This window comes from Zeaxanthinibacter enoshimensis (assembly GCF_004362865.1).
Classification (GTDB): Bacteria; Bacteroidota; Bacteroidia; order Flavobacteriales; family Flavobacteriaceae; genus Zeaxanthinibacter; species Zeaxanthinibacter enoshimensis.
Map to the genome: position 1 here is coordinate 350,869 of NZ_SNYI01000001.1, position 26,135 is coordinate 377,003.

Below are 26,135 nucleotides of genomic sequence, written 5' to 3' on the forward strand. Positions count from 1 at the left end.
TTAACTAAATATAGACTTCGCCTCATCATAAACCCGCTCAAAATTAGCCGCTAAATCCGCCTGAGAAAATTGCTTGGATTCTTCAGGAAGCTGCCGCTGAATTCTTGACAATTTAAACTGCACTTTCTTATCCTTACCATCAGCATAGGTTATAAATTCGCCCTGTTTTAATCGAAAGAAAACGTCTGCTCTAATTTTCGGGATTTCTTTTTCGCCCGTTGTGATTCGCGTATCAAAATCGAGATTATGGCCTCGGCTGATGCTTTTGGTTGGGTCTTTGATGATTTCAAAAAAGCGCTCATAGTATTTGGCGGTGTCTGGGTCGTTGACTTTGCCAAAGAACTGGTAGGATAGGTTGCTCAAAATCGCTTTGCTTGCCTTGTCGCCGTACATCATATCGTTCTGAATCTTATCCTGCATTACGTAAATGGTGGCAATATCATAACTTCTAAGTGTTGCCGGAATTCGGTGCATATTCAACAGGCGAATCGTTGGTGCTTCTTCCATCAACAGGAATGACGGTTTGGAATTTCTTACACTCATTTGTTTAGTAATGGTGTGAATGATTGTGGCAATTACTGGCGAATAGGATGTTTCATATTTAGGGTTGTTCACTACAGAAATGATTGCAGGATTTTCCTCGCTATTGATATTCAATGGCACTTCATCTGCGGATAGTGCCATAAAAATCCGCTGTGTACTAATTCGTTTTAGCGCATTTGCCAGAGTACTTTTAACACCAGCTGTCTGTCTATCTGAATCCTTACCGCTAATAAATGCATCTGCCATTGCTCTCGATGTGGTGTTGGTTTCCAGAAATTGGATAAGGCTATCGGTATCGAGTATTTGATAAATGGCTATCAAATGTGGAAGCGTACAGTAGTTGGGATAGTCGGTTTTCAGTTTCCAAATCAATCCACCTATCAAGCCTTCAGCGGCATCGTTAAAGAATTTTGTTGTTCCAGTAGTCCCGCTTTCCCTTTGTTCCAAAAGGTTTTCAATCAGCACCCTTGAAACCTCATTTACGCTTTCCTCATTCTCTAAATAGCGTGGCGCAATAGGATTTACCCTATGGATGATTTTATCAAAGGAAATGACCTTAAACGGAATATCGCTATCCTTGAAAAGCGGATACGCCATTTCGGTTAATTCAAAATCCTTGTAGTCGTGAATGATTCCACAAAAGCGCTCTTTCCAGAAATGTTTTAAAAATCCATATACTACACTTTCGGTCTTTCCACTTCCGGCAGAACCGATGATGGATGCGCCCCTTTTGATATTATCTAATTTGAAATTTCCTTTGGTTGTTACAAAATTGACTCGGTACTTGCTATCGCCATTCTGTACGGTTTCAGTTTTATGCAGAAAGACATACAACCCTATATTAATTAGCATTAGCGGGCAGACCAGATACAGCAATATCGATACTAATTCGTTCACTTGGGTTAAATAGATAACCAAGCAAGAAAGCATTGTGAAATTCAAGAATAGTGCGTACTTGCTCACTCGAAACATTGCATAGGAAATGATACTGGCCACAGCAATAATTGAAAGTATCGTTATGAGATTGTCTATTTCCATACCCTAAATTCCTATTGAACTTGATTTGATTGCCACTTCTGCACCACGTCTTAACCGCTTGAAAACCCGAAGTGCAATTTGTGCTTGACTAACTGGAATACTTGGCACTATCGGTAATCCTGATTTGGTAATCATTTTAAACGCTAATGCTTTTTCGTTCGCTGGTAATTTCATCAAGGCGGCGAAATACAAGTTGGGGTTTTTTATAAAATCCTTTCTTGCTTTGTAGGTCTCGGCAAAGTTGCGTTTGTAGCCAAAAGTTTTGTCGAACGTTTTTTCTGCTTTCGCGAAAAAGGCATCTCTATCAAAACCACGCTTTACCTTTTTGCCGTGCATTTCAACTTCGGAAGCTTTGTGTTTACTTCCTGGGGAAAGACTGACCGAATTGGAAGCATCCTTTCTGCTCACGATGATATGGATATGGCTTTGGTTTCCATCCTTTTTCATTCCCTGGACAATCCGTTTGTCATTTTGCTGGTGTGGTGCTTGGCGTTCCAATTTGGCAATTTCCTTTTCCATCCTTTTAATATTCCCTTCAGCTCGCCCTTCTTGAATGTTTCTGATTTCGGTTTTCAGCTGAAGAATTTTTGTAGCAAAAGGTTGGTTTTCTTTAATCTGAAAATCTGTTCCCTTGAATGTTCTTTGGTGTTCAATTTTCGCATAATATTTTATGTCATCGATGGTTATAGGTCGCCCGTTTATTTCCCGATTGAAACCGGCAACATAATCTTTCATCAGCTCACGGGTGTAGGTTTTTAAATCTTGACTATTGTTCTGAAGTTTTCGCAATTCATATTTTGAAGGACTAACCGTAATCGAATAAAACTTGGGTTCTTTCTTTTTTAATTTTGCGGTGTTTCCATCAATTTCTTTGACCACTTCTTCAGCGGAAATCTCATCGCCATAGTGGTTAAAAAAGTGTTCCATATCCCGCTGTTCCAAACCTTGATTTTCCTTTTCCAAATAGCCCACAAAATCAGCTGAACTTTGTGAATAATTGTTGCCTAATTTTTGAGGTGTGATTGTGATATACATAGCTCAAAAAATTAAAGTTGATTACTTGTGTTTTGCTTTTCTCGAAAACGGACTTCCTTCTTTTCTTCCGCATATTTCTTTTCTACAATCAGCGGTTTTTTGGTTGGCTCTTCGGTCTCAAAAAGGGACTGAATCATAGCCACCGTAGGTTTGGTTTGTGTCTTTTCTACATCTCGCATTATGGCAATAACCGCATTGATTCTTTTGAGTAATTTAGCTTCGATGGTTCGCCCTGTTGGTCCTAATTTTTCCTTTGGCGATATTTCGTTGTAGAAGAAAAAATCGAGCATCGTGGACATCGCCTCGGTGTGCGATTTGAAGTATGTGCGTGAGAAAGTTTGGAAACGTTTTGCGGTTTCCTTTTTAAATCTAATTCCAGTAAATGAGTCCATATTTCGCCGATTTGTCGCAAAATCTTCCCTAAAAATGGGCGTTTCCAGCCCGTTTGTCGCAAATCGTTGATTGTCAAGAATTTAAAACATATTCAAATCGCTGGTTATCAGCAATTTGAAAACGAAAAGGAATCCGAAACATCGCGCAGCGTGTTACCCTCTTGCTATTCCTTTTCGTCACGCGCAAGCGTGACAAAAATCCATACAATCCGGCTAAAAAGCCGATTGCCATTTTCAGGGAAAATGATTTTCCGATATGTTATTTTCCGATGTGTACGGTTATCGGCGAAAGTCGAAAAGTGGATAACCTTACGTAAAATTGAATGCTGAATTTCAGCGAAATAAAGATACGTTTTTTTCTTGACTATATATTAATTGCATAGAAAAACACCTCTAAAAATTCAGAGGTGTTCTGATTTAAAAATTGCCAAAATTATATATTGAAAACGTATGTATAGGAATATAAATTCCGAAGAGCTTCTTCCTCAATCATCGTTTCAAAACAACCATAATTTTCTTTTACGTATTTGCGAATGCTATCCCCAAATTTTCGTTTCACATCTTCTTTGGAAGTTTCCAAAAGTCGGTTTTGAGCTTCTTCGCTCAAGTCTGTAAAATTGAGATATACCATAGCTTTAGATTTTACAAAATTCCGTTATCAGAAAAACTATAATAATCCCCATCTGGTGCAAATATCAAATGGTCAAGAATGGTAATGTCGAATAGTTTGGATGCCTTTTTAATCTTGTTCGTTAACCTTTTATCTGCATCGCTTGGTTCTAATTTTCCACTTGGGTGGTTGTGCGTTAAAATTATAGCTACCGATAAGGATTTTAAAATGACGGCAAACAAAATTCGTAGGTCTATCAATGTACCTGTAATTCCACCTTGCGAAAGTTGATATACACCTTTCACTTTATTGCTGTTGTTCAACAGAACAACTTTGAAGGTTTCTTGTATGCCGATTGTATCTTTATCCCAATCCTCAAAGAGCAGTTCTGCCGCATCTTGTGAATTACTTATTTTCTGCCACATTGATGATTTTAACCCGCCTTTGTAGCTAATCTTTATTTCGTTAACTTGTGCTTTCATTGTGCATATATTTAAATGTGTGAATAATGAAAAGAGGGCGCAACTTTCGAGAGGAACGCCCTCTTTGTTTTTGAAGATTACTTGTCGTCTTTGCTTCCAAGTAACAGGATTTCATCGGCTACAACTTCTGTAACGTAGCGTTGGTTGCCATCATCGGTGGTGTAAGTTCGGGTCTTTAGTTTCCCTGTAATTCCAACCTCTTTGCCTTTTTCGACAAACTTTTCCACAATTTCGGCAGTCTTGCCCCAAGCCACTACGGTGTGCCAGTTGGTGTCCGTTTGCTTTTCGCCTTTGCTGTCTTTGTAATACTCGTTTGTAGCGAGTGAGAAGCGGGCTACTTTCTTACCGCTTTCAAGGTTCGTGATTGTTGGCTCTTGTCCAACGTTTCCAATTAACTGTACGTGATTTCTAATAGTACTCATAATAAAATATTTAAGTGATTTATATTTACCCTATTGATTTAAAACAGATTAAATTTTAAGGGGTGTTTGTTCTTTTCTTTCGTGCACCGCACAATGGATAGAGTGGGTTTTGTCAAGACTTTTTGGGAATAAATCAGGTGTGTTTGCGACGTAGTAAATTCCTTGGAATTTCAAGGAAGTAGAAACCTTATTTTTCACTAAAACTTGTACAGTCTTGACAAGTTCCATAAGGGCATTAGCAATTCTTTTAAACGCAGTTGCGTTTGAGCGTACCGACAGTTAAGCGAGATAAGTAGCTGTGGTTAAATTAGAATTGGTTATGTCGTGCCTGTTTTTCGACGCCCCGAAAAACAAGAAAGGCTTTATCCATTATAAACCCCTTAAAATGTGTAAGACAGCGGTTTGGTTTTTAAGGATTTTCGAGTGAGGGCTCAAGAAGACCGTGCCGAAAATCCTGTCAAGAAAATCAAGGCGATGGCTTTCCGATTAGAAAAGCGGACTTAATTCACGATTTTGGCTCAGGAATGTAGTGTTCCTTCCCAGTCCCGAAGTTTCGGGACGGGAAGGGTTAGCGGAATGGAAAGCTGAAATTGGGGATTGTGTCCAAGAGATATGTAGTGAAGCTCTTTCCCGAAGTGAAGTGGTTGCCTGCTTTTTCAGCAGGCGAGCGTGGAATGTAGGGGAATGTGCTGAGGGGTATTTTAGCTAAGATTTATTTATTCAGGGAATAGTGGTGCTGCTTTTTCTAATAATTCTTTTGGTGTTCTCGTGAGATTTAGCTTTTCAACTTTATTGTCCACAAAGAAGGAAAAAGGCTTATACGATGACTTTAACATTGCAATACCTTCCTCTTCAGAACGAGGTTGCGGTTTTGCCTTTGACAACTCAAATCTTAGGTAATCTTCCTGATACTCCAATAGGATATCCCATAAATTCATTTTTTTTGATTGAAGAGCTTCTTTATTGAACATTAGTGTATCAATATCTATGATAACCAAATCTTGGACTCTGGAAATATCTAAACCATTTTCTTCCAATTTGACAAGTTCATCCCGAAACCAACCGTTGAGAATGGCATTTGCTCCTGCTGTGTTAAACATTCGATAATGTACAACCAATATCGGCCTGATAATACCTTTTTTCGAAGGAAACTGTGAGTCATAATCTGCTTTACCTTTGAGTAAAATTTCAATATTTGTTGCCAATTGTCGAACTGCTTTAGGTTTTCCCTTCTCGTTCTCAAACAACTTTAGCCTGAGCTCGGCTTCAAGTACTGTATAATCAGGACTTGTTTTTGATTCTTTAGATATTAATATATCCTTAGACTCAAATAGCATTGCTCGTTTACCATTTCTGATATAATAGTCTGGCGCTCCATCCATCAATTCATCAAGTTCCTTTCCTGATTTTTGAAAATATCGTTTTCCGAATATTTCTCTTAATAATGTATCGAGTGCGTATTGCTCACTATATTCGTATGTTTTAAGGCCATATAAACCTTTAACTTTTTGGTCATTTGGCAACTCATCGTTGATTAGCTTCAACCTAAAATATAGTCCATTGTATATCATTTCTATTACAAATAATGGCGATATAATACGGTATTTTAATTCTTCAATCTTGTACAGAGGCCTACTTCTTAAAGTCACAAAATCCAGCTCTGCAGCTATATCATCTGGGGATAGAATATGCTTGTCTATAAAATCTTCGTGGACAGGGTCTTCGAGATGTATCTCTGTATGAGTTTCCTTATCCTTCATTAAAACTGAATAAGTGATACCTAAAAGGCGACGTAGGTATTCATTGTAATTCTCAACGCCATAATATTTGTAAAAGGCATTTAACAACGGCCCGCATTGCTCAATACCAGAAAGAAATTCAAAATACGACACCGCACGCAGAAACTGGCAGGTAAATACTTTATCGGTTCTAAAGTTTATTAATTCATAATTGTGAAATTGCAACATTAGGATTGCTTGAGCAGCAGTAAACTGTAAGCCTGATTCTTCATCGGCTTTTTTTTGTTCGATTCCCCTATCGGTAAATGAGACCTGATTAAGGTGCAGGTAAGCTCTAAATATGTCACGCTCCATTTCCTCGTTGGTCTTTTCTGTTTCAACATCCTCGGAAATATTGTCAAAGATATATTCAAAGAACAGAAGGCTACTACCTACATACGGAATTTCGTAATCAGATATATCATAGTCTGCTTCTGCTACGTAGCTCAAGAGATTCTGGTATGCTTCATTGGCAAAATTCTGATTACCTTGCGAGAAGAACATATTCATAAAGGCGATTACATCACTATATTTTGATTTTTCTGTATCAAATCCAAGAAAGTGAGAACCTGTTTTCAATAAGGTATCACGACTTATTCCACTCAAATATTCATCAATAGATTTTCGATTCTCTTTTGGAAAGCAAGCTTCAAATGTAACACCAAGTTTAATTTTCATATTTCGTATTTAATCAAACAGTCAATATACTATTTATTTACAGAATCAGATATTGAGAAAAAGAGCCAGCACGAATGCCGACCCTTCTTCAAACAACAAAAGCTAATCGTTGAGTTCCTCAATTTGCTTTTCAAGAACAGTAAGGCGCTCTTTCAAACGTGCTTCACGCTTGTTCCTTTTGTCGGCATATTCCTTTTCTATGCTAACAATCTTGGATTTGTAATATCCCTGCATTGCGTTGTAAAATGAAATGTTCGTCAGATTATTGACGTGATTGCTTTCGCCAAAATGCACTTGCTTTGTGAGCATATACCGTATCAACTTATGGAAGATTTCCTTTTTGAACTTCTTCTTGAAATTCTCTACCATTTCAACTTTGGTCATCTTTGAAGTTTCCCCTAAGAATTTTGAGAAATACTTTTGTTGACTCATATAGTCCACATTGTTCTCAAATAGCGATATTGAGAATGCGACCATTTCATCTTTTGAAAGTGTCTTCTTCGTATCAATGTATTTGGTCTCACGAATCATCTGCACAACTTCTTCAAACTGCTTGTTGTTCTCTATTTGCTTCTTACGGATTTCCCTTTCGTTGATTTTTACGATTTGTTCTTCAGGCGTACAATCTGCCATTTTTCTGTTGGTCAATGGTGCAGAATATTCCGTAGAATCATTTTTGGATTTTTCAACAATCTTAACAAAGATTTCCTTGTGCTGGAATGAATCTGGATGAAACATAATGCCATTCTTATATGCATCTTCTTTTGCTGAATTAAATTTTTCCAATGCTTCTTTATAATCCTGCATAGCTTCATCGAATTCTGCCTTTAATTCATCTTCAGAATAATCATAATGCTGATACTCTTTCTGAATAGCTTCGATTGTTGGCTCAATCGGATTCTCTAAAATTTCAACATCATCCAGTAAATAGACTTTCAATCCGTTCTTTTCCAATTGCGATATAATGAGCTGATTGTTTTCGTCATCTACCCAATACTGTCGTATTTCAGGAATTAATAAGATGTTCTCTTTCTTGGATTTCTCAATCAGGTTCAAGAACGATTTATTTTTCTTCGTTTCAAAACAGGCTGCTTTCGTGCAGACCATTTTACCATCGCCGAACAGATTGCCTTGATTTGCCGCGTTGAAAGGACATTCAACGCAAGACCCAGCTTTCGGAACCAATTTTTTGTCGGCCACATCAAAAGATGCTTTTTCCAAGTCATAGGTCTGGTCTTTAATCATCCTGTTTATCTGATGTGCACTAAAATCCTCGCCCATTGTTTCCAACATCATTAGCTGTTCTTCAGGTTCAAAGAGCGCAACACCGACACCCAATGATATGGTCATTTCGCCATTACGGACAAAGTTCTTAAAACCATCAATCAATCCAGCCAGTTTAAGTCGTTGTCTGATAAAGTTATCCGTTCTACCCAACCGCTTTGCGATTTCAGATGCTGAATACTTTTCGCTTAGGTAAGCAATCGCCTCGGCTTCTTCGGTAGGCTCGACATCCTGTCTTTGCAAATTCTCGATAATCTGAACTTCCAGAATATCATTGTTCTCATAAGTCCTAACGATACTGGGTATAGTCTTTTTCCCTGCTAATTTACTTGCACGATATCGGCGTTCGCCCATCACGATGATGTAATGGCCATTTAGTTGCCTGACGGTAATCGGTTGCAACACACCGTGCTTTTCGATACTCTCAGAAAGCTGCTTTAACGCATCCTCGTTAAAGGTCTTTCTCGGCTGTTCAAGGTCAGGCTTGATTTTACCCAATGGTAAGTTCTGAATTTGAAGTGCGGATGATTTCTTTCCGTTTACTTCTTTCTTGACAGTAGATTTCGCTCTACTGCGCTTCTTTGTGGTACTCGCTTTTGTTGTCATAATACTCAAATTTTTGATTAAACAATATTTGAGCAGAAACCAAACGGAAGATAAAATCTTGGCTCAAAAGGAAACGGAATAAATGAGTAGGGGAAGAAGCGTTGGCTTTATGCCGTAGTCTTTTGATGGAAGTATTTTACGAGTTTACCTTGCGTGTATATTGTATGATAATAAACCCCTCTTACGAAGTACAGAGGTTGAGATAACCTAAAATTTATTAATCCTCAATACAGAAAATAGTATTTGGCATCAAATGAAAGGATATAGTATTAAAGCCAATTTGGTTCTGAAAAAAGACAAAATGTTGTACCTATGTTGTACCTGAGCATAAAAAAAGCCGAGATTTTCATCTCAGCTTTTTTCGTACCGAAGGCGGGAATCGAACCCGCACGCCTTGTGAGCAATGGATTTTGAATCCATCGTGTCTACCAATTCCACCACTTCGGCATATTTTATTGCGCCTTTCGAAATTTGGATTTTGAATCCAGCGCGTCTACCAGTTCCGCCACCGAGGCAAACAGGACTGCAAAACTATAAAAAATTTTATTTGCCTTACTAAAATTCAACCGCTATTTCCTTTAGCAACACAAATAAATTCCTAAATTTGCACCTCCTTTGTCAAAAGGACTTCTAAGGAAGTAAAACTCAAGACCTTAAGTATGCCGTATCAAGTACCGGAACCTAAGATTTTTGGATGTACCCAGAGCATGGCCCTGGCAGAGAAGATCGCTGCCTCTTATGGCGCTGAACTGGGGAACGTAATTTTTTCCCGTTACAGTGACGGGGAATTCCAGCCCTCTTTCGAGGAGTCTATTCGCGGTACCCGGATCTTTATCATCGGGTCTACCAACCCGAGTTCTGAAAACCTGATGGAGATGCTCCTGATGATCGATGCCGCCAAGCGCGCCTCGGCCAGGCATATTACTGCTGTCATGCCCTATTTTGGATGGGCAAGACAAGACAGGAAGGATAAACCGAGAGTCCCCATTGCTGCCAAATTGGTAGCCAAAATGCTGGAAGCAGCAGGTGCCACGCGGATCATCACCATGGATCTGCATGCTGACCAGATACAGGGATTCTTTGAAAAGCCGGTAGATCACTTATTCGCATCTACCCTTTTCCTGCCTTACCTGAGGTCTTTAAACCTGGATAACCTGACGATCGCCTCCCCGGATATGGGTGGATCCAAAAGGGCTTACGCTTATTCCAAAGCGTTAGAGAGTGACGTGGTAATTTGCTACAAACAGCGAGCGAAAGCCAATGTGATATCCCATATGGAATTGATCGGGGATGTTAAGGATAAGAACGTGGTCCTGGTAGATGACATGGTAGATACCGCAGGCACCCTTGCCAAGGCTGCAGACCTGATGATAGAACGCGGAGCTCTCAGTGTTCGCGCAATAACGACTCACGCCCTGCTTTCCGGCAATGCCTATGAGCGGGTCGAAAAATCTCAATTATCGGAATTGATCGTCACTGATTCCATTCCGCTGAAACAACAAAGCGAAAAGATCAAAGTACTCAGTTGCGCTGATCTGTTTGCCGATGTAATGCACAGGGTACATCACAATACCTCCATCGCTTCTAAATTCCTGATGTAAGGATAAGGACGCCGGAGACTGAATACGTATTTTAACTATTATTTATATACAATGAAATCAATTACAATTAAAGGATCAGAAAGAGAAAGCGTGGGCAAGAAGGCAACGAAGGCCCTACGTAATGCTGGAATGGTTCCTTGCGTGGTATACGGAGGGGAGAAACCAATTCATTTTGCAGCAGAAGAGATTGCGTTCAAGGATTTGGTATACACTCCAAATGCTCACACCGTTGATATTCATTTGGAAGGCGGCGAGAAAATTCACGCTGCTATGCAGGATATCCAGTTCCACCCGGTTACTGACCAGATCCTGCACATCGACTTCTACCAGTTATTCGATGACAAGGAAGTGACTATGAGAATCCCGGTAAGGCTTCAAGGAAACGCTCCCGGAGTACGAAATGGTGGTCGTCTGTTATTCAGAAAACGTAAATTAGTGATCAGGGCCCTGCCTAAGGACCTTCCCGATTTCTTCAACGTAGACATCTCTAAGCTGAAGATCGGAGAATACATCACCGTGGAATCACTGAAACAGGATAACTTTACTATTCTTCACCCAGATTCTACCCTGGTTGTTCAGGTTAAGACCGCAAGAGCAGCGATCGTAGTTGAGGACGATGAGGACGAAGAAGGACTGGAAGGTGAGGAAACTACCGCAGAAGGAGAAGAAACTACCGAAGCAGCTGCTGCTGAAGGACAGGAATAATCTTCCTCTTTAACAATCCAAAAGCATCCTGGACGGGCAATGAGAATTGTTCCTGTTATCAGGATGCTTTTTTATTTTTGCACCTATCAGGTCAATTCTATGCGTTCATTTTTAAATTCACTTTTCGGGCAGCGTAATACCCGGTCAGAAAGTTCAACTACTATGAAAAAATATCTCTTTGCCGGACTCGGCAATATAGGGGAAGAATACGCCCTCACCAGACACAATATCGGTTTCCAGATCATTGACGCCCTGGCAAGAAAACAAGAATTCAGCATGGAAACTGCCAAGCTCGGCGAGGTAGGGAGTTTTAAGCTGAAAGGACGCACCATTATCACGCTGAAACCATCCACCTACATGAATCGCAGCGGCAAAGCGATAAAATACTGGATGGATAAAGAGAATATCCCCCTTGAAAATGTGCTGGTAGTCACAGACGATCTAAACCTCCCATTCGGAACATTACGACTCAAGACCAAAGGAAGTGACGGGGGGCATAATGGCTTAAAAGACATACAACAGATCCTGCAGACCACCAATTACAACAGGCTCCGTTTCGGAGTTGGATCAGATTTCCAGAGAGGACAACAGGTAGATTATGTCCTCGGAACATGGGGTGAAGACGAAGCAAAGGCCCTGCCAGAGCGCATCGACCGGAGCGTGGAATTACTGCTTTCCTTCGTCAGGGCAGGGGTGAAAAACACCATGAACGAATTCAACAATACTTAGACTAAAGTGCCTTAAAACTAAATACACCCGATTCCGAGCGGTTCCCTTCCCGGTCTATTGTCACAACTTTCCAGTAATAAACAGTATTGGCGGATACCGAAACCTTGAAACTGGATGTAGCAGGCCCCAGTGAAGCTGCCAGGGCTTCCGGGAGGTTAGTTTCGGCAACATATATTTCGAATAAAGAAATATCATTGTCCACATCGGCACCCTCCCACCTTAATGTTACCTCATTATTGATATCCCGAACCACGGAAGCACCGGATTTCGGACTAATGACTGCTGCCGGGAAGGGGGCGTAATTAGTTTGAGCTCCCGCATTGTAGAATTTCCAGGTTGCACTTGTTGCGCTGACCTCGGTCTGAGTATTTCTCGAAATGACCACCCAGGAATAGGGTGTGCCCTTTAATAGCGGGAGTTTGGCAGATAACTGCTCTGTCCGCAGGGATTGCCCCACATTGGTCAGTAAGTTTACTACCCTTAATTCGTAATCCTTGGTATTTGACCCTGCTCCCCATCGAAATTCTACTTCACTGGTAAGATCCGAGAGCACTCTGCCCTCGGTACATTCTGAATTTTCAAGAGGGAAGATAAGGTTGGCCGGCTTAGGAGGTTTGGGATCATCCTTACCACATGCCCACAGTAAAATCACCATCAGGAACACTATAGTCTGTTTCATCGCTTCACAATTTTATAGGTTCTGGGCTTAGGCTGGTCTTCAACACGAACCAGGTAGATTCCTGCCGGCCAACCACTGAGATCTATATCCACTTCCCCTTCATGTACAGGATAATATCCTTGTTTAAGCAAGCTTCCATTCGCATTGAAGATCGAAAGATGTGTCCTCTCCTGTGTACGGCCAACATAGATAGCCGTTTGATTAAAAAACGGATTTGGATAAACCAGGTCAGGCCCCGGCACAAAGATCACTTCTTCGTATACGCCCTGGCACGATTTATTCGTAAATACTTTTATCACATTATTACCCTCCTTCAGGGCTATGCTGTAATTATCGGTTGTAACCTGCGTAATCAGGCCGTTCACTTCCACATTATACAGTTCTGCCCCTTCCAGCTTCAAATCCAGCCTGCTTCCGTCGGCATTCAGTTGAGATAATACGGAAAGTGGCAGAGGCTCACTTACCACGGCTTCAAAGCAATAGACCTCGTATTCTATCGGGCCGTCCGTTGCTTGTATACAAAGTTCGTACGTCCCTGCTGACAGCGAACCCAGTTCATAATTCGATGTGAAGGACGAAGACTCGTTTACGCCGTTACCAACCACCGTAACCTGGTAGTCTAACATAGCTTCAGCGGTAACGAATAACCTGCCGTCATCACTGTTTATACAACTTTCACTGTCGACACTTAGCCTGAAATTATCCTGGGGTAAACGATAAACCGCACAGCCATCCGTATCCACTTCCACACCGGGAGGAGTGCCCAGACACAGGTCATCCCCGTCGTCAAAAACGCCGTCTCCGTCAGCATCGGGACGGAATTCACCTTCTACACACATATCCAGGGTAAAAGAATTTAAGGCTCCCCCGTCTGCCGGGGCACTGTCATATACGGTAAGCGTCCAGGTGCCTACTATAGATTCCCCATTAAAAGAGGAAAGAGAACCCAGCGGTTTTACCCTCCCGCTGATAGCAGGATTATTACCACAGACCAGGGTCTCACCGTCGTCGTCAAACACAGCCTCCATATTCCTGAATTCACCACAGGAATTTGATACCAGCACCACAGTAGTACCCCCGGGGGATTGCAGGCTGATGATAAGATCACCCAGGAAGGTATGATCTATATCCAGGGATACATCAACGTCAGATACCGGCAGATCCTCCAGGAAGGTCACGCTTGATGTAATGGTCGGGGTGCCCGAAGCAGAAATATTAAGTGGGAGACCTGTAGCCGATTTACTTTTGCATGAAATGGCAATGGTAGAGAAGTTGAAAGCTGCACTAAAACTACCTTCCCCACATGAATTTTTTCCTTTTACTCTCCAGAAATAAGTTTCAGAAGGCACAAGGTTCTGTGGCAAATAACTGGGAAATATTACTTCGGCTGTTTCTACGATATTGCTAAACCCCGAATCGGTTGCAATTTCCAGTTCATAACTGGAATTACCCGGGTCGGCTGCCCATTCCAAAGGTACTTGCACACTGGTGCCGGTCGCTCCGTCTAATGGGGAATTCAGCGTGATATCCGCGTAGGTATTATTCAGCACCCTGAGCTCAAGCGTTATACTGCGGGATATGCTGGCCGATGTTCCCGTAACGGTAAAAGGATAAGTACCGGTAGCTACACCGTTAATATTAGAGATATCCAGGGTAACTGCCGTGCTATCCGTCATCACAGTAGGCGGGGTAAAAACGGAGGTCAATTCAGGGGGAAGTCCGCTCGTTGAGAAGGTCACCTCTTCATTAAATCCGCCAAAACTATAATAATTGAAAGGGATTTGCAGATCAGCGGGCTGACATACTTCAAACGCTAGGCCATCAAAGGCAAGGACAAATTGGGATTCCAGGATACTGAAATCTGCAGCATTTATTGCGAAGAAGATATTGTTGTCCGCTTTTACCATAAACCTGCCCTCTGTAGTTGCTACCCCGGGCAACAGCACGTCGTGGGTACCATCGTTCGGAACTGCATCCGCCAATTGGAAAGGATAGGTGAGTCCCCCATCAACCGACAGGAAAATATCTACAGTTTGGGCATTAATCTCCCCTGAACTGGTGCCTGCAACATCCCAGTTAATGGTCTGTACGGATCCTGACTGGTAAACCTGGGAGCTTGCCTGTGACAACACAGTAAAAGGGCCGGCATCACTACTTACGGTAACCTTTACTAGGTCTGATGCCACCTGCCCTCCTCCTTCCGCATTATCTCGAACGGTCAGGGCAAAATTCAGTTCCCTTTCTATACTGGACACTGTTTCCCAGGCCGAATCAATTTCCGGGTTTGATTGGGTCAGATTTCCCTGGACCACCTCAGTAAGTCGCGGGAAATACCGGGAAGGGTCAGTTATAGGCGGACGGGACCGGAAATTGGCACCTCCCGGGTTCGTCGGCCCAAAGGTCAGGGCAGTAACCACCCCGTTATCGATCTGTTCCCATGCGTAGGTCAGCACATCATTCAGATCCGGATCAGTTGCGGTTCCTGTGAGCACAAAGGCTGTAGACTTGGGAATTACAAAATCCCCGCTTGGCGTAATGACCGGGGGACTGTTAGTAAGCGCAGTCAAGGTGCCGCAGCTTACGGTCTTAAGGTAATTAATGACCTGGAGTATACTGTAGTAATGAAAATAATCATCCCCGTTACGCTGAACATTGTTCCCTGCCACGATTCCTGCATAACCCATGATGGTAGTGCCACTTCCGGGTTCCGCCTGGACCAGGGTTCCTTCTGATTCAAAGGACCAGGTGTGGTTGGCACCAAACTGATGGCCGAGTTCATGGGAGACAAAATCCAGATCGTACACCGGTCCCTGGGGAACTAAAGCTGCTGAATATGCGCTCCCTTTCTGGTTATCCTTGCATACAGACCCAATGAAACCGGCATTACCCGAGTCGTTATCCCTGTGGAACAGGTGCCCTACGTCATAATCTTCTTCTCCTATCAGGCTGCTCAGTGTATTCTGCACCTCTACATTGAGGTTAGCCCCGTAAGGGTCCTTATCCGGGTCAGCATAGATCACCAGGTCTGTATCCGCGATCAATTCCAGGTGTACTGCAAAATCCGTTTCAAAAACTTCGTTCACGGTTGTAAGGGTAGCGTTTATCGCCGCCAGGGCATCTTCGATAGTTCCTCCATGGTACTGGGTATATTCACCTGAAGCCGACACCGCGATCCGGAAGGTCCTAAGTTGACCCTCATCAACCAACTTAAAGGTCTTCCCCTGCTGTTTACTGAATTCGTCCTCGGTATAACACAGGAACTCCTGGTCCTGATCCGATAGGTCGTCCCTGTTGTATAAGAGGTATTTATTCGCGGAACCACGTACCTTTTCCAGGAATACCGTCTTTTTTTCATCAGCGCCAATGATCATTCCCTGGAACCCTTTATGAGAGAAACTGAACCTTATCCTTTCATGTTCATTATCCAGGCTATACCCTATAAATGAACGTATGCCCGGGTATTTTGCAGAAAGCGATGGGGCTAGGACCGGGTTCTCCCGGACCCTGAACCGGGTCATTTCTCCTTGCTTCCCAGGTATCTGAAGTACCAGGTTGCTGTTCCTGGTTGTCCTCAATTGTTGCAGGTTGTCCCGGAATTCTGATTCTGAGAGGGTAAAAACTCTAACATCGTCTCCCCTGACCTTCTGTTCTGCGGACGGCAGAGTCTCCATGCCACCTGCTGCTTGTTTCCAGTAACCCTGCTGCGCAGATCCGTAAAAGGAAAGAAATAGTATGGTTATTGATAAAACAAGCCGTAATTTTGTGTTCATCAAGGGAATTTTTCAGAGTTTAAAAGTAAGTCTTTTTTATTTTTTCTTAGGTGGTTACAGTCCAAAGCATTTCTAAATACGATAAAGCGCACCCGACCGCCATCACGATTGGGACCTTTGACGGAGTGCATATTGGCCACCGCAGGATCCTTGAAAGACTTATCAATTCCGCAAAAGCCCAGGAACTCAGGTCTACCGTTCTGACTTTCTTTCCTCACCCCAGGATGGTACTGCAGAAAGATGCTGACATACAGTTACTGAATACCCTGGATGAAAAAATTCAGATCCTGGAAAAGATCGGCCTGGACTACCTGATCATCCATCCCTTTACAAAAACTTTTTCGAGACTTTCAGCAACTGCATTTGTTCGTGATATCCTTGTTAACGATCTGAGGGCTAAAAAGGTGATTATAGGTTATGATCATCGTTTCGGCAGGAACAGGACAGCCAATATCAATGACCTGATCGCCTTTGGAAATGCACTCGATTTTGAGGTCGAAGAAATTTCAGCCCAGGAGATTGATGAAGTATCGGTCAGTTCGACCAAGATCCGCAAAGCATTAACCTCCGGAGATATTAAAACAGCCAACTCCTTTCTTGGGTATGAATACATGCTTACCGGCATTGTTAAGAAGGGGAAAGGACTCGGCAGGGAACTTGACTTCCCGACAGCCAACCTGCATATCCCCGAAACCTATAAACTGATCCCAAAGAACGGAGTTTATGTGGTGAAGAGCATTCTTGGGGAAGAGACAATATACGGGATGATGAATATCGGCTTTAATCCCACCGTAGACGGCACCTCCAAAACCATTGAGATCCACTTCTTTGATTTTGAAGAGGACTTGTATGAAAAGCGGCTGCAAGTAGAAATCCTTGACAGGATCAGGGATGAACACAAGTTTAAATCTCTGGCCGATCTTAAGAAACAACTGGCAGAAGACAAGAAAACTTCCCTGGACATAATCAACACATAAATGCTGAACAGGCTATTGTTCCGGAGAATAGACAACACCCCCCTGATCATCTTCAGGATCTTCTTCGGTATCCTTATAAGCCTGGAATGTTACGGGGCTATTGTGACAGGGTGGATCCGGAGAGTCCTGGTTGAACCAGATTTCACATTCACTTTTATTGGGTTTGAGTGGCTGCAACCCCTGCCTGGTAATGGCATGTACTTCTATTTTTTCATAATGGGTACCCTGGGAATCCTGATCACTCTGGGCTACCGATATCGCTGGAGCATGATTGCCTTCACCATTATGTGGACAGGAGTTTACCTGATGCAGAAATCATCCTATAACAATCATTATTACCTGCTTATCCTCATCTCTTTCCTGATGTGCTTCTTTCCCGCCAGCAGGAGTCACTCGCTGGATATCCGGCGTAACCCGGAATTGAAAACAGATTCCATTTATGCCTACGTGAAATGGATCTTTGTATTGCAACTGCTGATCGTATATACCTATGCTGCGCTGGCTAAATGTTATGCCGACTGGCTGGACACGACCTTCATCGAACTGCTGATGTCAGCCAAAAAATCGCGCCCGCTCATTGGAGAGCTGCTTCAGCATCCCATAGTCATCCATTCTATCCGTATTTTTGGTATTGCTTTCGACCTCCTGATCATACCCGCTTTACTATGGCACAGGACAAGAGTTTTCGCATTTATCTGCGCTATCTTTTTTCACCTCTTCAATTCTTATGTATTCCAGATAGGTATTTTCCCATACCTCGCCCTGGCTTTTACTGTCTTCTTTTTTGAGGCGGAAACTATCCGCAGATTATTCTTCCCACGGAAAGTGGCTTATACACTTAACGAGATCAGGATTCCCTCCAAACACTGCTGGATGCTAGCTGCAGGCGTAATTTATTTTACAGTACAGTTACTGCTGCCTGTGAGGCACCACTTTTTTAAAGATGATGTACTGTGGACGGAAGAAGGACACCGGTTGAGCTGGAGGATGATGTTACGAAGCCGGAAAGGCAATATAAGCTTCAAGGTGGTGAACAAGGCAAATGGAAAATCCACCGCCATTTCTGTCGATGATTATGTTACCCGGAAACAAAAGAGAATGCTGGCCACCCACCCGGATTTTATCTGGCAGTTCGCACAACGGCTTAAACATGAATATGCATCCAAAGGAGAAGATGTGGCCGTATATGCCAATGCCCTGGTCAGCGTAAACGGCCGGCCGCTCAGAAGACTGATCGATCCCAATACCGATCTCGCTGCGGAGAAATGGTCTCACCTGAGACATCACGAGTGGATACTACCCTCCAAACTAAAAATTCAAAGACCCAAAACGAGAGATTAGCGCTTATTCCCTGTCCTCTGCCCGTTGACTGTTCCATTGCCATGGATTTGATGCAGGTTATGATTGAATTCTAGCGGAATTAAAGCTAAATTTGCCGTCAAAATCAGGAAAGATGTTACAATTACAGGTAATACGAGATGACCAGGGAAGTTTAGAGCAAGCTTTTAAGAAGAGGAACCTGGATGCCGCTCCCCTTCTGGAGAATGTCCGGAAACTCGATGAAGAACGCCGGAGCCTGCAGACCCGGTTAGACGCCGTATTAGCAGAATCGAACAGTCTTTCCAAATCCATAGGGGAACTCTTTAAGAAAGGAGAAACTGAAAAGGCTAATGAAATGAAAGCGAGGACGTCCGAGCTAAAAGAAGAATCAAAAAGCCTGAACGAACGCCTAACCAAAGCAGCTGCAGATCTGGAGAATGCCCTTTACCTGATACCCAATGTCCCTCATGACAGCGTTCCCGCCGGCTCCTCCGATACAGATAACGAGGAGGTTTTCAGGGAAGGAGACATCCCTGTGCTGGGAGAAAATGCCCTTCCCCACTGGGAACTGGCAAAAAAATACGACCTGATCGATTTTGAGTGGGGTGTTAAGATCACCGGCTCAGGCTTTCCTGTATACAAAGGGAAATGTGCCCGTTTACAACGTGCCCTTATTGCCTATTTCCTCGATAAGAATACCGAGGCCGGGTACACCGAATTACAAGTGCCCCACCTGGTCAATGAAGCTTCTGGTTTCGGGACGGGGCAATTACCGGACAAAGAAGGACAGATGTACGAACTGGCGTCAGATCCACTTTTCCTGATCCCTACAGCAGAGGTTCCTGTGACCAACCTGATGCGCGACACCATCCTGGACAACAGTGATTTCCCTGTACGGTATACTGCCTATACTCCCTGTTTCAGGAGGGAAGCAGGAAGCTACGGGGCACATGTAAGAGGCCTGAACCGTCTCCACCAGTTTGATAAGGTAGAGATCGTGCGCGTAGAGCACCCTGATCATTCATACCAGGCTCTTGATGGAATGGTAGAACATGTTAAAACCATCCTCCGCGAATTGAAATTGCCATACAGGATCCTTAGACTTTGTGGGGGCGACCTGGGGTTCACCTCGGCTCTGACCTACGACTTCGAAGTTTTCTCTACTGCCCAGGACCGCTGGCTGGAGATCAGTTCGGTATCCAATTTTGAGACCTACCAGGCCAACCGATTAAAACTCCGGTTCCGGGATGAAGATAAAAAGACCAGGCTCGCACATACCCTGAACGGAAGTGCCCTGGCTCTTCCTAGAGTATTGGCGGGTATTATGGAAAACTACCAGACCCCGGAAGGTATCCGCGTACCGGAGGTGCTGGTACCTTATACCGGTTTTGACCTGATCAATTAAGCTTAACTGTAATTTCCTGTTTGGCCATTTAACACTCACTTGGTCCAATCTGTGTATCTTTGGAAAAAAGAGCTTTTGCGATTTCTCCTGCTACTTATTTCGCTGCTGTTGATCCAGGTGGGCACTGCCCAGGAAGATTTCCTGGCGAAACAGTATTTCAATGAAGGGAAGTTTGAAAAAGCACTGATCTTCTATAAGAAACTCGTAGAAAAGAATTCGCGCAGAACGGATTACGCCGAGGGTCTTATCGCTACTTACCAGCAACTGGAACGCTACGAGGAAGCTGAAAATTTCCTGTTAGAACTGATCAGGACCGGTCCGCCCTACCCTACCATGTATATTGACCTTGGATATAATTACCGGCTTCAGGAAAAGCACGATGAGGCAAAGCGGTATTTTGACAAAGCCCTGGAAACTATAGAAAAAAACCCCAATTACGGGTACGGCATCGGACTGCGGTTCCAGCGATATACCATGCTGGACCATGCCCTGGTGGCCTATAACCGTGCGATGGAACTAAATCCGCAGCTCGATTATAAATTCCAGATGGCCCGCATCTACGGGGAGCAAGGAAAGATAGAAGACATGTTCGGTGCTTACCTGGACATAGTTGCCAAAGGCAGGGCAGCAAAAACGAACGTGCTCAGGAATGTTGAGGAGTTCATAACTTCTGACGGTGACAACGAGAACAACCAGGTCCTGAAAAAACTTTTACTGAAGAGAGCGCAACAGGAACCGGACATTCTATGGAATGAACTACTCAGCTGGCTGTTCGTACAGCAAGAACAATACAGAAGTGCCTTTAGCCAGGAAAGAGCCATCTATAAGAGAGCAGAAGGCAGCACCCTGGAACGTTTGGAAGGGCTTGGAAGATTGGCGCTGGAAAAAGAGGCAAAGGAAGAGGCACGTGAGATTTTTGAATATATCGAGAAAAACAGCAAGGATCCTGTGGGTATTCTGAACGCAAGATTATTCCTGATAGAGATTGCCCTGGAGGATGCTGATCCGAAACAACTGGATGCCATCGAACAACAATTCGAAGCCCTGCAATCAACATATGGCTACCAGGGGCAAACACTCCAATTACAGGTAGCCTATTCAAATTTCCTGGCGTTCAGGAGGGATAAACCCCGGGACGCTATTGCCATATTAAAGAATTGTCTTGAGATCCCCATGGCTAAATACGCCCAGGCGTATGTAAAAATGGCCCTGGCGGACATCCTTGTCTTTGACCGCAGGTTCAATGAAGCCCTTATCCAGTACTCCCAGGTACAAAAAGGCCTGAAAAATGATGTGATGGGACAGGAAGCCCGTTTTAAAGTAGCACAGACCAGCTTTTATAAAGGAGATTTTGAATGGGCCCTGACGCAACTGGAGGTGCTCCGGGGGTCAACTTCACAGTTGATCGCCAACGATGCCATGCAATTAAGTTTGCTGATCTCTGATAATTCACTGGAGGATTCCACCCAGACAGCGTTAAAAAAATACGCGCGGGCAGATCTGCTTGCATACCAGAATAAAGATCCTGAAGCCATAGCATTACTGGATGAGATTCTGACACAACACAAGGGGGAAAGTATCGAGGACGAAGCCCTTTTTAAACAGGCAGAACTCCTGGAAAAGGCCGGGTCTTACGATGCTGCCCGCTTTAATTATGAAAAAATAATCGAATTCTACGGGATAGACATCCTGGCTGATGATGCCATTTATGCCCTGGCTGAGCTATACCGTACACATTTTAACAAACCTGAAATTGCGATGACCTTATATGAAAAGATCATCTACAATCACCAGGACAGCTACCACTTCCCCGAAGCCAGGAAGAAATTCCGTATGTTGCGGGGAGATCCAGTAAATTAAAAATATCATTATGTATATCTATAACGTAACCGTAAATGTTGAAGCAGGCGCTCACCGGGAATGGCTGAAATGGATGCAGGAAGCCCATATTCCCGATGTACTTTCTACCGGCAAATTCACAAATGCCAGGATGTGCCGCGTTCTTGTGACCGAGGAGACCGGGGGCTATACCTATGCCATCCAGTATACCACCCCGGACCAGGATACCTTGCAGCAATATTACCGGGAAGATGCGGAGCGGCTGCGTACAGAGGTAAGCCGGTTATTTGGAGAGAAAGTGGTGGCTTTCCGGACAGAATTGGAAATTATCAGTGAACACCAGCATTGAGTTCTATCCATTACATCTTCAGTTATGGAACCCTGATCGATGACAGGGTACAGAAAGCCCTGTTCCACCGGAGCCTTGAAAATACCCCCGACGTATTGCCCGGGTACCGGATCGCGGAAAAGAAGATGTATGGCCGGTACCTGGTGGTTGAACGGACAGGTAATCCCCAGGATTCTGTACCGGGTTATGCCCTGGCCGTAAAGGAAGAAGAACTCACCATTGCCGATACCTACGAGGGGGAATCTTATGAAAGGATAACGGTAAAACTGAAATCAGGAATTAATGCATGGCTCTATGTGGAAACAGGGAGCCGATAAATCACATGCACATGTCGGCAAAGGGCCAGAAAAAAAAATCATCCAGGAAATTTAAGACCTACAAAGATCAGGAACCTCAGAGCCCGGTTAAAGCGAAGAAGTACCTTGGTCAGCATTTTCTTAAAGACGAAGAGATCGCGGGTAAAATTGCGAATACTCTTGAATTGAATGGTTACCGTAATGTTCTCGAGATCGGGCCGGGTACCGGGGTAATGACCAAATACCTCCTGCAACGTGATATTGCGCTAGTCGCTATGGATATTGACGAGGAATCCATCGTTTACCTGAACCACAGTTTTCCCCTTGAGCATTCCAAATTATTGTCCGGAGACAAGAATTTTAAAGTAGTCCAGGCGGATTTCCTGAATTACGACCTGGGGCAGCTGTTCGGAGATGAGCCTTTTGGAATCACCGGGAATTTCCCATACAATATTTCTACCCAGATCGTATTTAAATTACTGGAATGGCGAGACCAGGTCCCTGAATTTTCAGGGATGTTCCAGAAAGAGGTGGCACAGCGTATTTGCGAAAAAGAAGGCAGCAAAACCTATGGTATTCTCTCTGTTCTTGTACAGGCTTTTTACGATGCCACTTACCTGTTTACAGTACATCCTGAGGTCTTTGATCCTCCCCCGAAAGTACAGTCCGGCGTATTGAGACTGGTGCGAAAGGAAGACCCATCCCTCGACTGCGATGTGAAGTTATTTTTCAGGGTAGTAAAGACCGCTTTTAACCAAAGGAGGAAGACTTTGAGGAACAGTCTAAAAGTATTTGAGCTTTCCGATAATCTCAAAGAAGATGCTATCTTTGATCGGCGCCCTGAACAATTGTCAGTAGCAGAGTTCATAGCGCTTACCAATAAGATCGCGCATGACACCCTTTAAACTCACAGATGAACTGGTTCTTGAGATCCAGTTGCTGATAGACAACCAAAAGGACGCAGAACTGCTGTCCCTGCTGGAAGAGGTGCACTATGCGGACGTGGCAGAGATCATCAACGAGCTGAATCCGGAAGAAGCCACCTACCTCATCAAATTACTGGACAGTGACCAGACCTCCGACGTGCTAACCGAGCTGGATGAAGATGTAAGGGAGAGGATCCTGAACAAGCTGTCAGCAAAGGAGATCGCCGGGGAGCTCGAGGAATTGGATACCGATGACGCGGCAGACATTGTCGCTGAACTTCCCAATGAAATCATACAGGAGGTTATTTCCGAGATCGAGGACAGGGAACACGCAAAGGATATTGTGGATCTGTTGCGTTACGATGTCAATTCTGCCGGAGGGCTGATGGCCAAAGAGCTGGTCAAAGTGAACGAGAACTGGAATGTACTTACCTGTGTCAAAGAGATGAGGACACAGGCAGAGAACGTAACTCGCGTTCATTCTATCTACGTGGTAGACGATGAAGATAAACTGAAAGGGAGGTTGTCCCTTAAAGACCTGCTTACTACGGCAACAACTACCCATATTAAAGATGTCTACATTCCAAAAGTAGATTCGGTCAACGTAAATGAAAAACCCGAGGAGGTGGCCAAGATCATGTCCAAATACGACCTTGAAGCGATCCCGGTCGTGGACGAGATAGGACGCCTGGTAGGCCGTATCACTATTGATGATATCGTGGATGTGATCAAAGAGGAGGCGGATAAGGATTACCAGATGGCTGCGGGTATCTCACAAGGGGTAGAAGCTGATGACAGTATATGGGAACTGACCAGGGCCCGACTTCCCTGGTTATTCCTGGGCCTCTTAGGCGGAGTCTGTGCAGCGGCTATTATGGGTGGTTTCGAAGATTTGATCAGCCAGCATGCCCTGCTCTTCTTTTTCACCCCGCTTATTGCTGCGATGGCCGGGAATGTAGGGGTGCAATCCAGCGCTATTATTGTACAGGGACTGGCTAATGACGACCTCAAAGGCAGTATAAGCCAGCGATTGATCAAGGAAATGCTCCTGGCGGCACTTAATGGGGTGATCCTGGCATTGGTGCTGTTATTTTTTACCTGGATCTGGCAGGGAAGCTTTATCACCTCCCTGGCTATTTCCGTCTCCCTGATCGCTGTGATCATAGTGGCCGGAATCATAGGTACCTTCACCCCGCTCTTTCTTCATAAAAGAGGGATAGACCCGGCAATTGCCACCGGGCCATTTATCACCACCAGCAATGATATTTTCGGCATCCTGATCTATTTCACCATTGCCAAGATGCTTTTAGGGATTTAAGCTAACAGAAATCCCTTAAATTAGAGCTTCCAACGCAATGGAAGGTAAAAATCTTATTCAGGTATGAAGGTAAAGGTAGCAGTGATACAACATGCACCTGTATTTTTTGACAAGGAAAAAACGCTGCAGAAACTGGAAAAGCTGGTGAGAGAATATTCCTCCCAGGGCTGCCGGCTGCTTTTATTCCCGGAGTCCTTTATACCGGGTTACCCAAGGGGATTTACTTTCGGTGCCTCGGTTGGGAGCAGGGATGAAGCGGGGCGGGAACTCTATGCCGAATACCTCGATAACAGCATTGCCCTTGATGAAGACAGGGAACGGCTGGAAAAGATTGCTGCCAAATATAAAGTTTACCTGGTGATCGGCGCTACAGAGCGCGAGGCTAAAGGGCGAAGTCTTTATTGCTCCATGATTTATATTTCCCCCAAAAATGGTCTGCTGGGCGTACACCGGAAGATAAAGCCTACCGGCACGGAAAGAGTTGTTTGGAGTGAAGCCGGAGGGGAAAGCCTGGTATCCTTTGATACCAAAGTAGGGAAATTAGGCGGACTTATCTGCTGGGAAAATTATATGCCCCTGGCAAGGATGGCAATGTATAAGCAGGGTGTGCAGATCTACCTGGCCCCGACAGCAGATGCGAGGGATTCCTGGGTCAGCAGCATGCAACATATAGCCCTGGAAGGGCGATGCTTTGTACTGGGATGTAACCAGTATTTTACCCGGGAAATGTATCCCCGGAAATACCGTGATCTACTCCCCGAAACACCGGAAGAAATTTGTCCCGGAGGTAGTGTGATCATATCACCTTCTGGTAAAATCCTTGCAGGACCCCTTTGGAATGATAGCGGGGTACTCCTTGCAGAGTTAGACTTAGATGAAATAAAGAAAGTGAGTTTAGATTTTGACGTCACCGGCCATTATGCGAGGAATGATATTTTTGATCTGAAAATCCAGGATCAGCCACCCATGAAAAAAGAAGTTGATGAAAGCGATTAACCTATCCGAAAAATTCAAAAAATTTGATAAACAATGGCATCCCCACCAGGTAGCCGTTGTGGATGGTATGCAGGTATTACTGGCGCGCCTGAAAGGCGAGTTTGTCTGGCATGCCCACCAGGAGGAAGACGAACTCTTCCAGGTGATCAAAGGCACGCTGTACATGCAGTTCAGGGACCGGACAGAAGTTGTGCGGGAAGGAGAACTTATCGTAATTCCAAAAGGTATAGAACACTGTCCTATGACAAAGAATAACGAAGAAGTGCAGGTATTGCTCTTTGAAAAGATCGGCATTTCACATACCGGCAATATTAAGGACGAACGAACTGTGACAGAGTACCCCAAAATCTGATCTTC

23 protein-coding genes and 1 tRNA gene are annotated in these 26,135 nt (G+C 43.9%); 13 read left to right on the forward strand and 11 right to left on the reverse strand.

Going from position 1 to position 26,135, the window contains the following annotated elements; translation table 11 throughout:
• From CLV82_RS01550 to CLV82_RS01590, 9 genes are all read right to left on the reverse strand, one after another.
• The gene (locus tag CLV82_RS01550; RefSeq protein ID WP_133642544.1) at window positions 1-1,581 is read right to left on the reverse strand and encodes a type IV secretory system conjugative DNA transfer family protein; all 1,581 of its coding nucleotides are present in this window, start codon (window positions 1,579-1,581) and stop codon (window positions 1-3) included.
• A 3-nt stretch (window positions 1,582-1,584) separates the two neighbouring features.
• On the reverse strand, window positions 1,585-2,616 hold the full coding sequence (gene mobB, locus CLV82_RS01555) for a MobB family relaxase (RefSeq protein ID WP_133642545.1): 1,032 nt from the start codon (window positions 2,614-2,616) through the stop codon (window positions 1,585-1,587).
• A gap of 11 nt (window positions 2,617-2,627) precedes the next feature.
• Window positions 2,628-3,008, reverse strand: a complete 381-nt coding sequence (locus tag CLV82_RS01560) for a BfmA/BtgA family mobilization protein (RefSeq protein WP_062054296.1) — start codon at window positions 3,006-3,008, stop codon at window positions 2,628-2,630.
• A gap of 433 nt (window positions 3,009-3,441) precedes the next feature.
• Complete coding sequence (locus tag CLV82_RS14885; RefSeq protein WP_072316413.1) at window positions 3,442-3,639, reverse strand: hypothetical protein; 198 nt, start codon at window positions 3,637-3,639, stop codon at window positions 3,442-3,444.
• 11 nt (window positions 3,640-3,650) lie between these two features.
• Complete coding sequence (locus CLV82_RS01570) at window positions 3,651-4,100, reverse strand: JAB domain-containing protein (protein ID WP_133642546.1); 450 nt, start codon at window positions 4,098-4,100, stop codon at window positions 3,651-3,653.
• A gap of 77 nt (window positions 4,101-4,177) precedes the next feature.
• Window positions 4,178-4,522, reverse strand: a complete 345-nt coding sequence (locus CLV82_RS01575; protein ID WP_133642547.1) for a single-stranded DNA-binding protein — start codon at window positions 4,520-4,522, stop codon at window positions 4,178-4,180.
• Window positions 4,523-5,238: 716 nt separating this feature from the next.
• The gene (locus CLV82_RS01580; RefSeq protein WP_133642548.1) at window positions 5,239-6,978 is read right to left on the reverse strand and encodes a hypothetical protein; all 1,740 of its coding nucleotides are present in this window, start codon (window positions 6,976-6,978) and stop codon (window positions 5,239-5,241) included.
• Window positions 6,979-7,080: 102 nt separating this feature from the next.
• Window positions 7,081-8,868 (reverse strand): ParB/RepB/Spo0J family partition protein, encoded by a 1,788-nt coding sequence (locus CLV82_RS01585; protein WP_133642549.1) that lies wholly within the window; start codon window positions 8,866-8,868, stop codon window positions 7,081-7,083.
• A gap of 364 nt (window positions 8,869-9,232) precedes the next feature.
• A tRNA-Leu gene (locus CLV82_RS01590) sits at window positions 9,233-9,315 on the reverse strand.
• A gap of 212 nt (window positions 9,316-9,527) precedes the next feature.
• Between CLV82_RS01590 and CLV82_RS01595 the strand changes: the two genes are divergently transcribed.
• From CLV82_RS01595 to pth, 3 genes are all read left to right on the forward strand, one after another.
• Complete coding sequence (locus tag CLV82_RS01595) at window positions 9,528-10,469, forward strand: ribose-phosphate pyrophosphokinase (protein WP_133642550.1); 942 nt, start codon at window positions 9,528-9,530, stop codon at window positions 10,467-10,469.
• Between the two features lie 51 nt (window positions 10,470-10,520).
• Window positions 10,521-11,174 carry a 50S ribosomal protein L25/general stress protein Ctc gene (locus tag CLV82_RS01600; protein WP_133642551.1) on the forward strand — a complete coding sequence of 218 codons (654 nt, stop codon included), beginning with the start codon at window positions 10,521-10,523 and terminating at the stop codon, window positions 11,172-11,174.
• A gap of 99 nt (window positions 11,175-11,273) precedes the next feature.
• Entirely contained in the window at window positions 11,274-11,903 is a 630-nt protein-coding gene (pth, locus tag CLV82_RS01605; RefSeq protein WP_133642552.1) for an aminoacyl-tRNA hydrolase, read from the forward strand.
• A gap of 1 nt (window position 11,904) precedes the next feature.
• Here pth and CLV82_RS01610 read toward each other — a convergent pair whose 3' ends face one another.
• Together CLV82_RS01610 and CLV82_RS01615 are read right to left on the reverse strand one after the other, a co-directional pair.
• The gene (locus CLV82_RS01610) at window positions 11,905-12,582 is read right to left on the reverse strand and encodes a hypothetical protein (RefSeq protein ID WP_133642553.1); all 678 of its coding nucleotides are present in this window, start codon (window positions 12,580-12,582) and stop codon (window positions 11,905-11,907) included.
• A complete protein-coding gene (locus CLV82_RS01615) occupies window positions 12,579-16,352 on the reverse strand; it encodes a reprolysin-like metallopeptidase (protein ID WP_133642554.1) in 3,774 nt (1,257 codons plus the stop codon). Before CLV82_RS01615 ends, CLV82_RS01610 begins: the two co-directional genes overlap by 4 nt.
• A 50-nt stretch (window positions 16,353-16,402) precedes the next feature.
• Between CLV82_RS01615 and CLV82_RS01620 the strand changes: the two genes are divergently transcribed.
• The 10 genes from CLV82_RS01620 to CLV82_RS01665 all read left to right on the forward strand — a co-directional run bounded on the left by CLV82_RS01620 (window position 16,403) and on the right by CLV82_RS01665 (window position 26,130).
• Window positions 16,403-17,329: a bifunctional riboflavin kinase/FAD synthetase gene (locus CLV82_RS01620; protein WP_133642555.1), complete on the forward strand. Its 927-nt coding sequence runs from the start codon at window positions 16,403-16,405 to the stop codon at window positions 17,327-17,329.
• The gene (locus CLV82_RS01625) at window positions 17,330-18,670 is read left to right on the forward strand and encodes an HTTM domain-containing protein (protein ID WP_133642556.1); all 1,341 of its coding nucleotides are present in this window, start codon (window positions 17,330-17,332) and stop codon (window positions 18,668-18,670) included. It abuts the gene before it with no gap.
• A 112-nt stretch (window positions 18,671-18,782) separates the two neighbouring features.
• Entirely contained in the window at window positions 18,783-20,054 is a 1,272-nt protein-coding gene (serS, locus tag CLV82_RS01630; protein ID WP_133642557.1) for a serine--tRNA ligase, read from the forward strand.
• 75 nt (window positions 20,055-20,129) lie between these two features.
• The gene (locus CLV82_RS01635; RefSeq protein WP_166636654.1) at window positions 20,130-21,914 is read left to right on the forward strand and encodes a tetratricopeptide repeat protein; all 1,785 of its coding nucleotides are present in this window, start codon (window positions 20,130-20,132) and stop codon (window positions 21,912-21,914) included.
• Between the two features lie 10 nt (window positions 21,915-21,924).
• Window positions 21,925-22,242: a DUF4286 family protein gene (locus CLV82_RS01640; protein WP_133642558.1), complete on the forward strand. Its 318-nt coding sequence runs from the start codon at window positions 21,925-21,927 to the stop codon at window positions 22,240-22,242.
• Window positions 22,239-22,559: a gamma-glutamylcyclotransferase family protein gene (locus tag CLV82_RS01645; RefSeq protein WP_133642559.1), complete on the forward strand. Its 321-nt coding sequence runs from the start codon at window positions 22,239-22,241 to the stop codon at window positions 22,557-22,559. Before CLV82_RS01640 ends, CLV82_RS01645 begins: the two co-directional genes overlap by 4 nt.
• 11 nt (window positions 22,560-22,570) lie before the next feature.
• Complete coding sequence (rsmA, locus tag CLV82_RS01650) at window positions 22,571-23,443, forward strand: 16S rRNA (adenine(1518)-N(6)/adenine(1519)-N(6))-dimethyltransferase RsmA (RefSeq protein ID WP_133642560.1); 873 nt, start codon at window positions 22,571-22,573, stop codon at window positions 23,441-23,443.
• A complete protein-coding gene (gene mgtE, locus CLV82_RS01655) occupies window positions 23,430-24,782 on the forward strand; it encodes a magnesium transporter (protein ID WP_133642561.1) in 1,353 nt (450 codons plus the stop codon). Before rsmA ends, mgtE begins: the two co-directional genes overlap by 14 nt.
• A 63-nt stretch (window positions 24,783-24,845) precedes the next feature.
• A complete protein-coding gene (locus tag CLV82_RS01660) occupies window positions 24,846-25,778 on the forward strand; it encodes a carbon-nitrogen hydrolase family protein (RefSeq protein WP_133642562.1) in 933 nt (310 codons plus the stop codon).
• Window positions 25,765-26,130 (forward strand): cupin domain-containing protein, encoded by a 366-nt coding sequence (locus tag CLV82_RS01665; protein WP_133642563.1) that lies wholly within the window; start codon window positions 25,765-25,767, stop codon window positions 26,128-26,130. The genes CLV82_RS01660 and CLV82_RS01665 overlap by 14 nt, the downstream gene beginning before the upstream one ends.
• Window positions 26,131-26,135 lie beyond the last annotated feature (5 nt).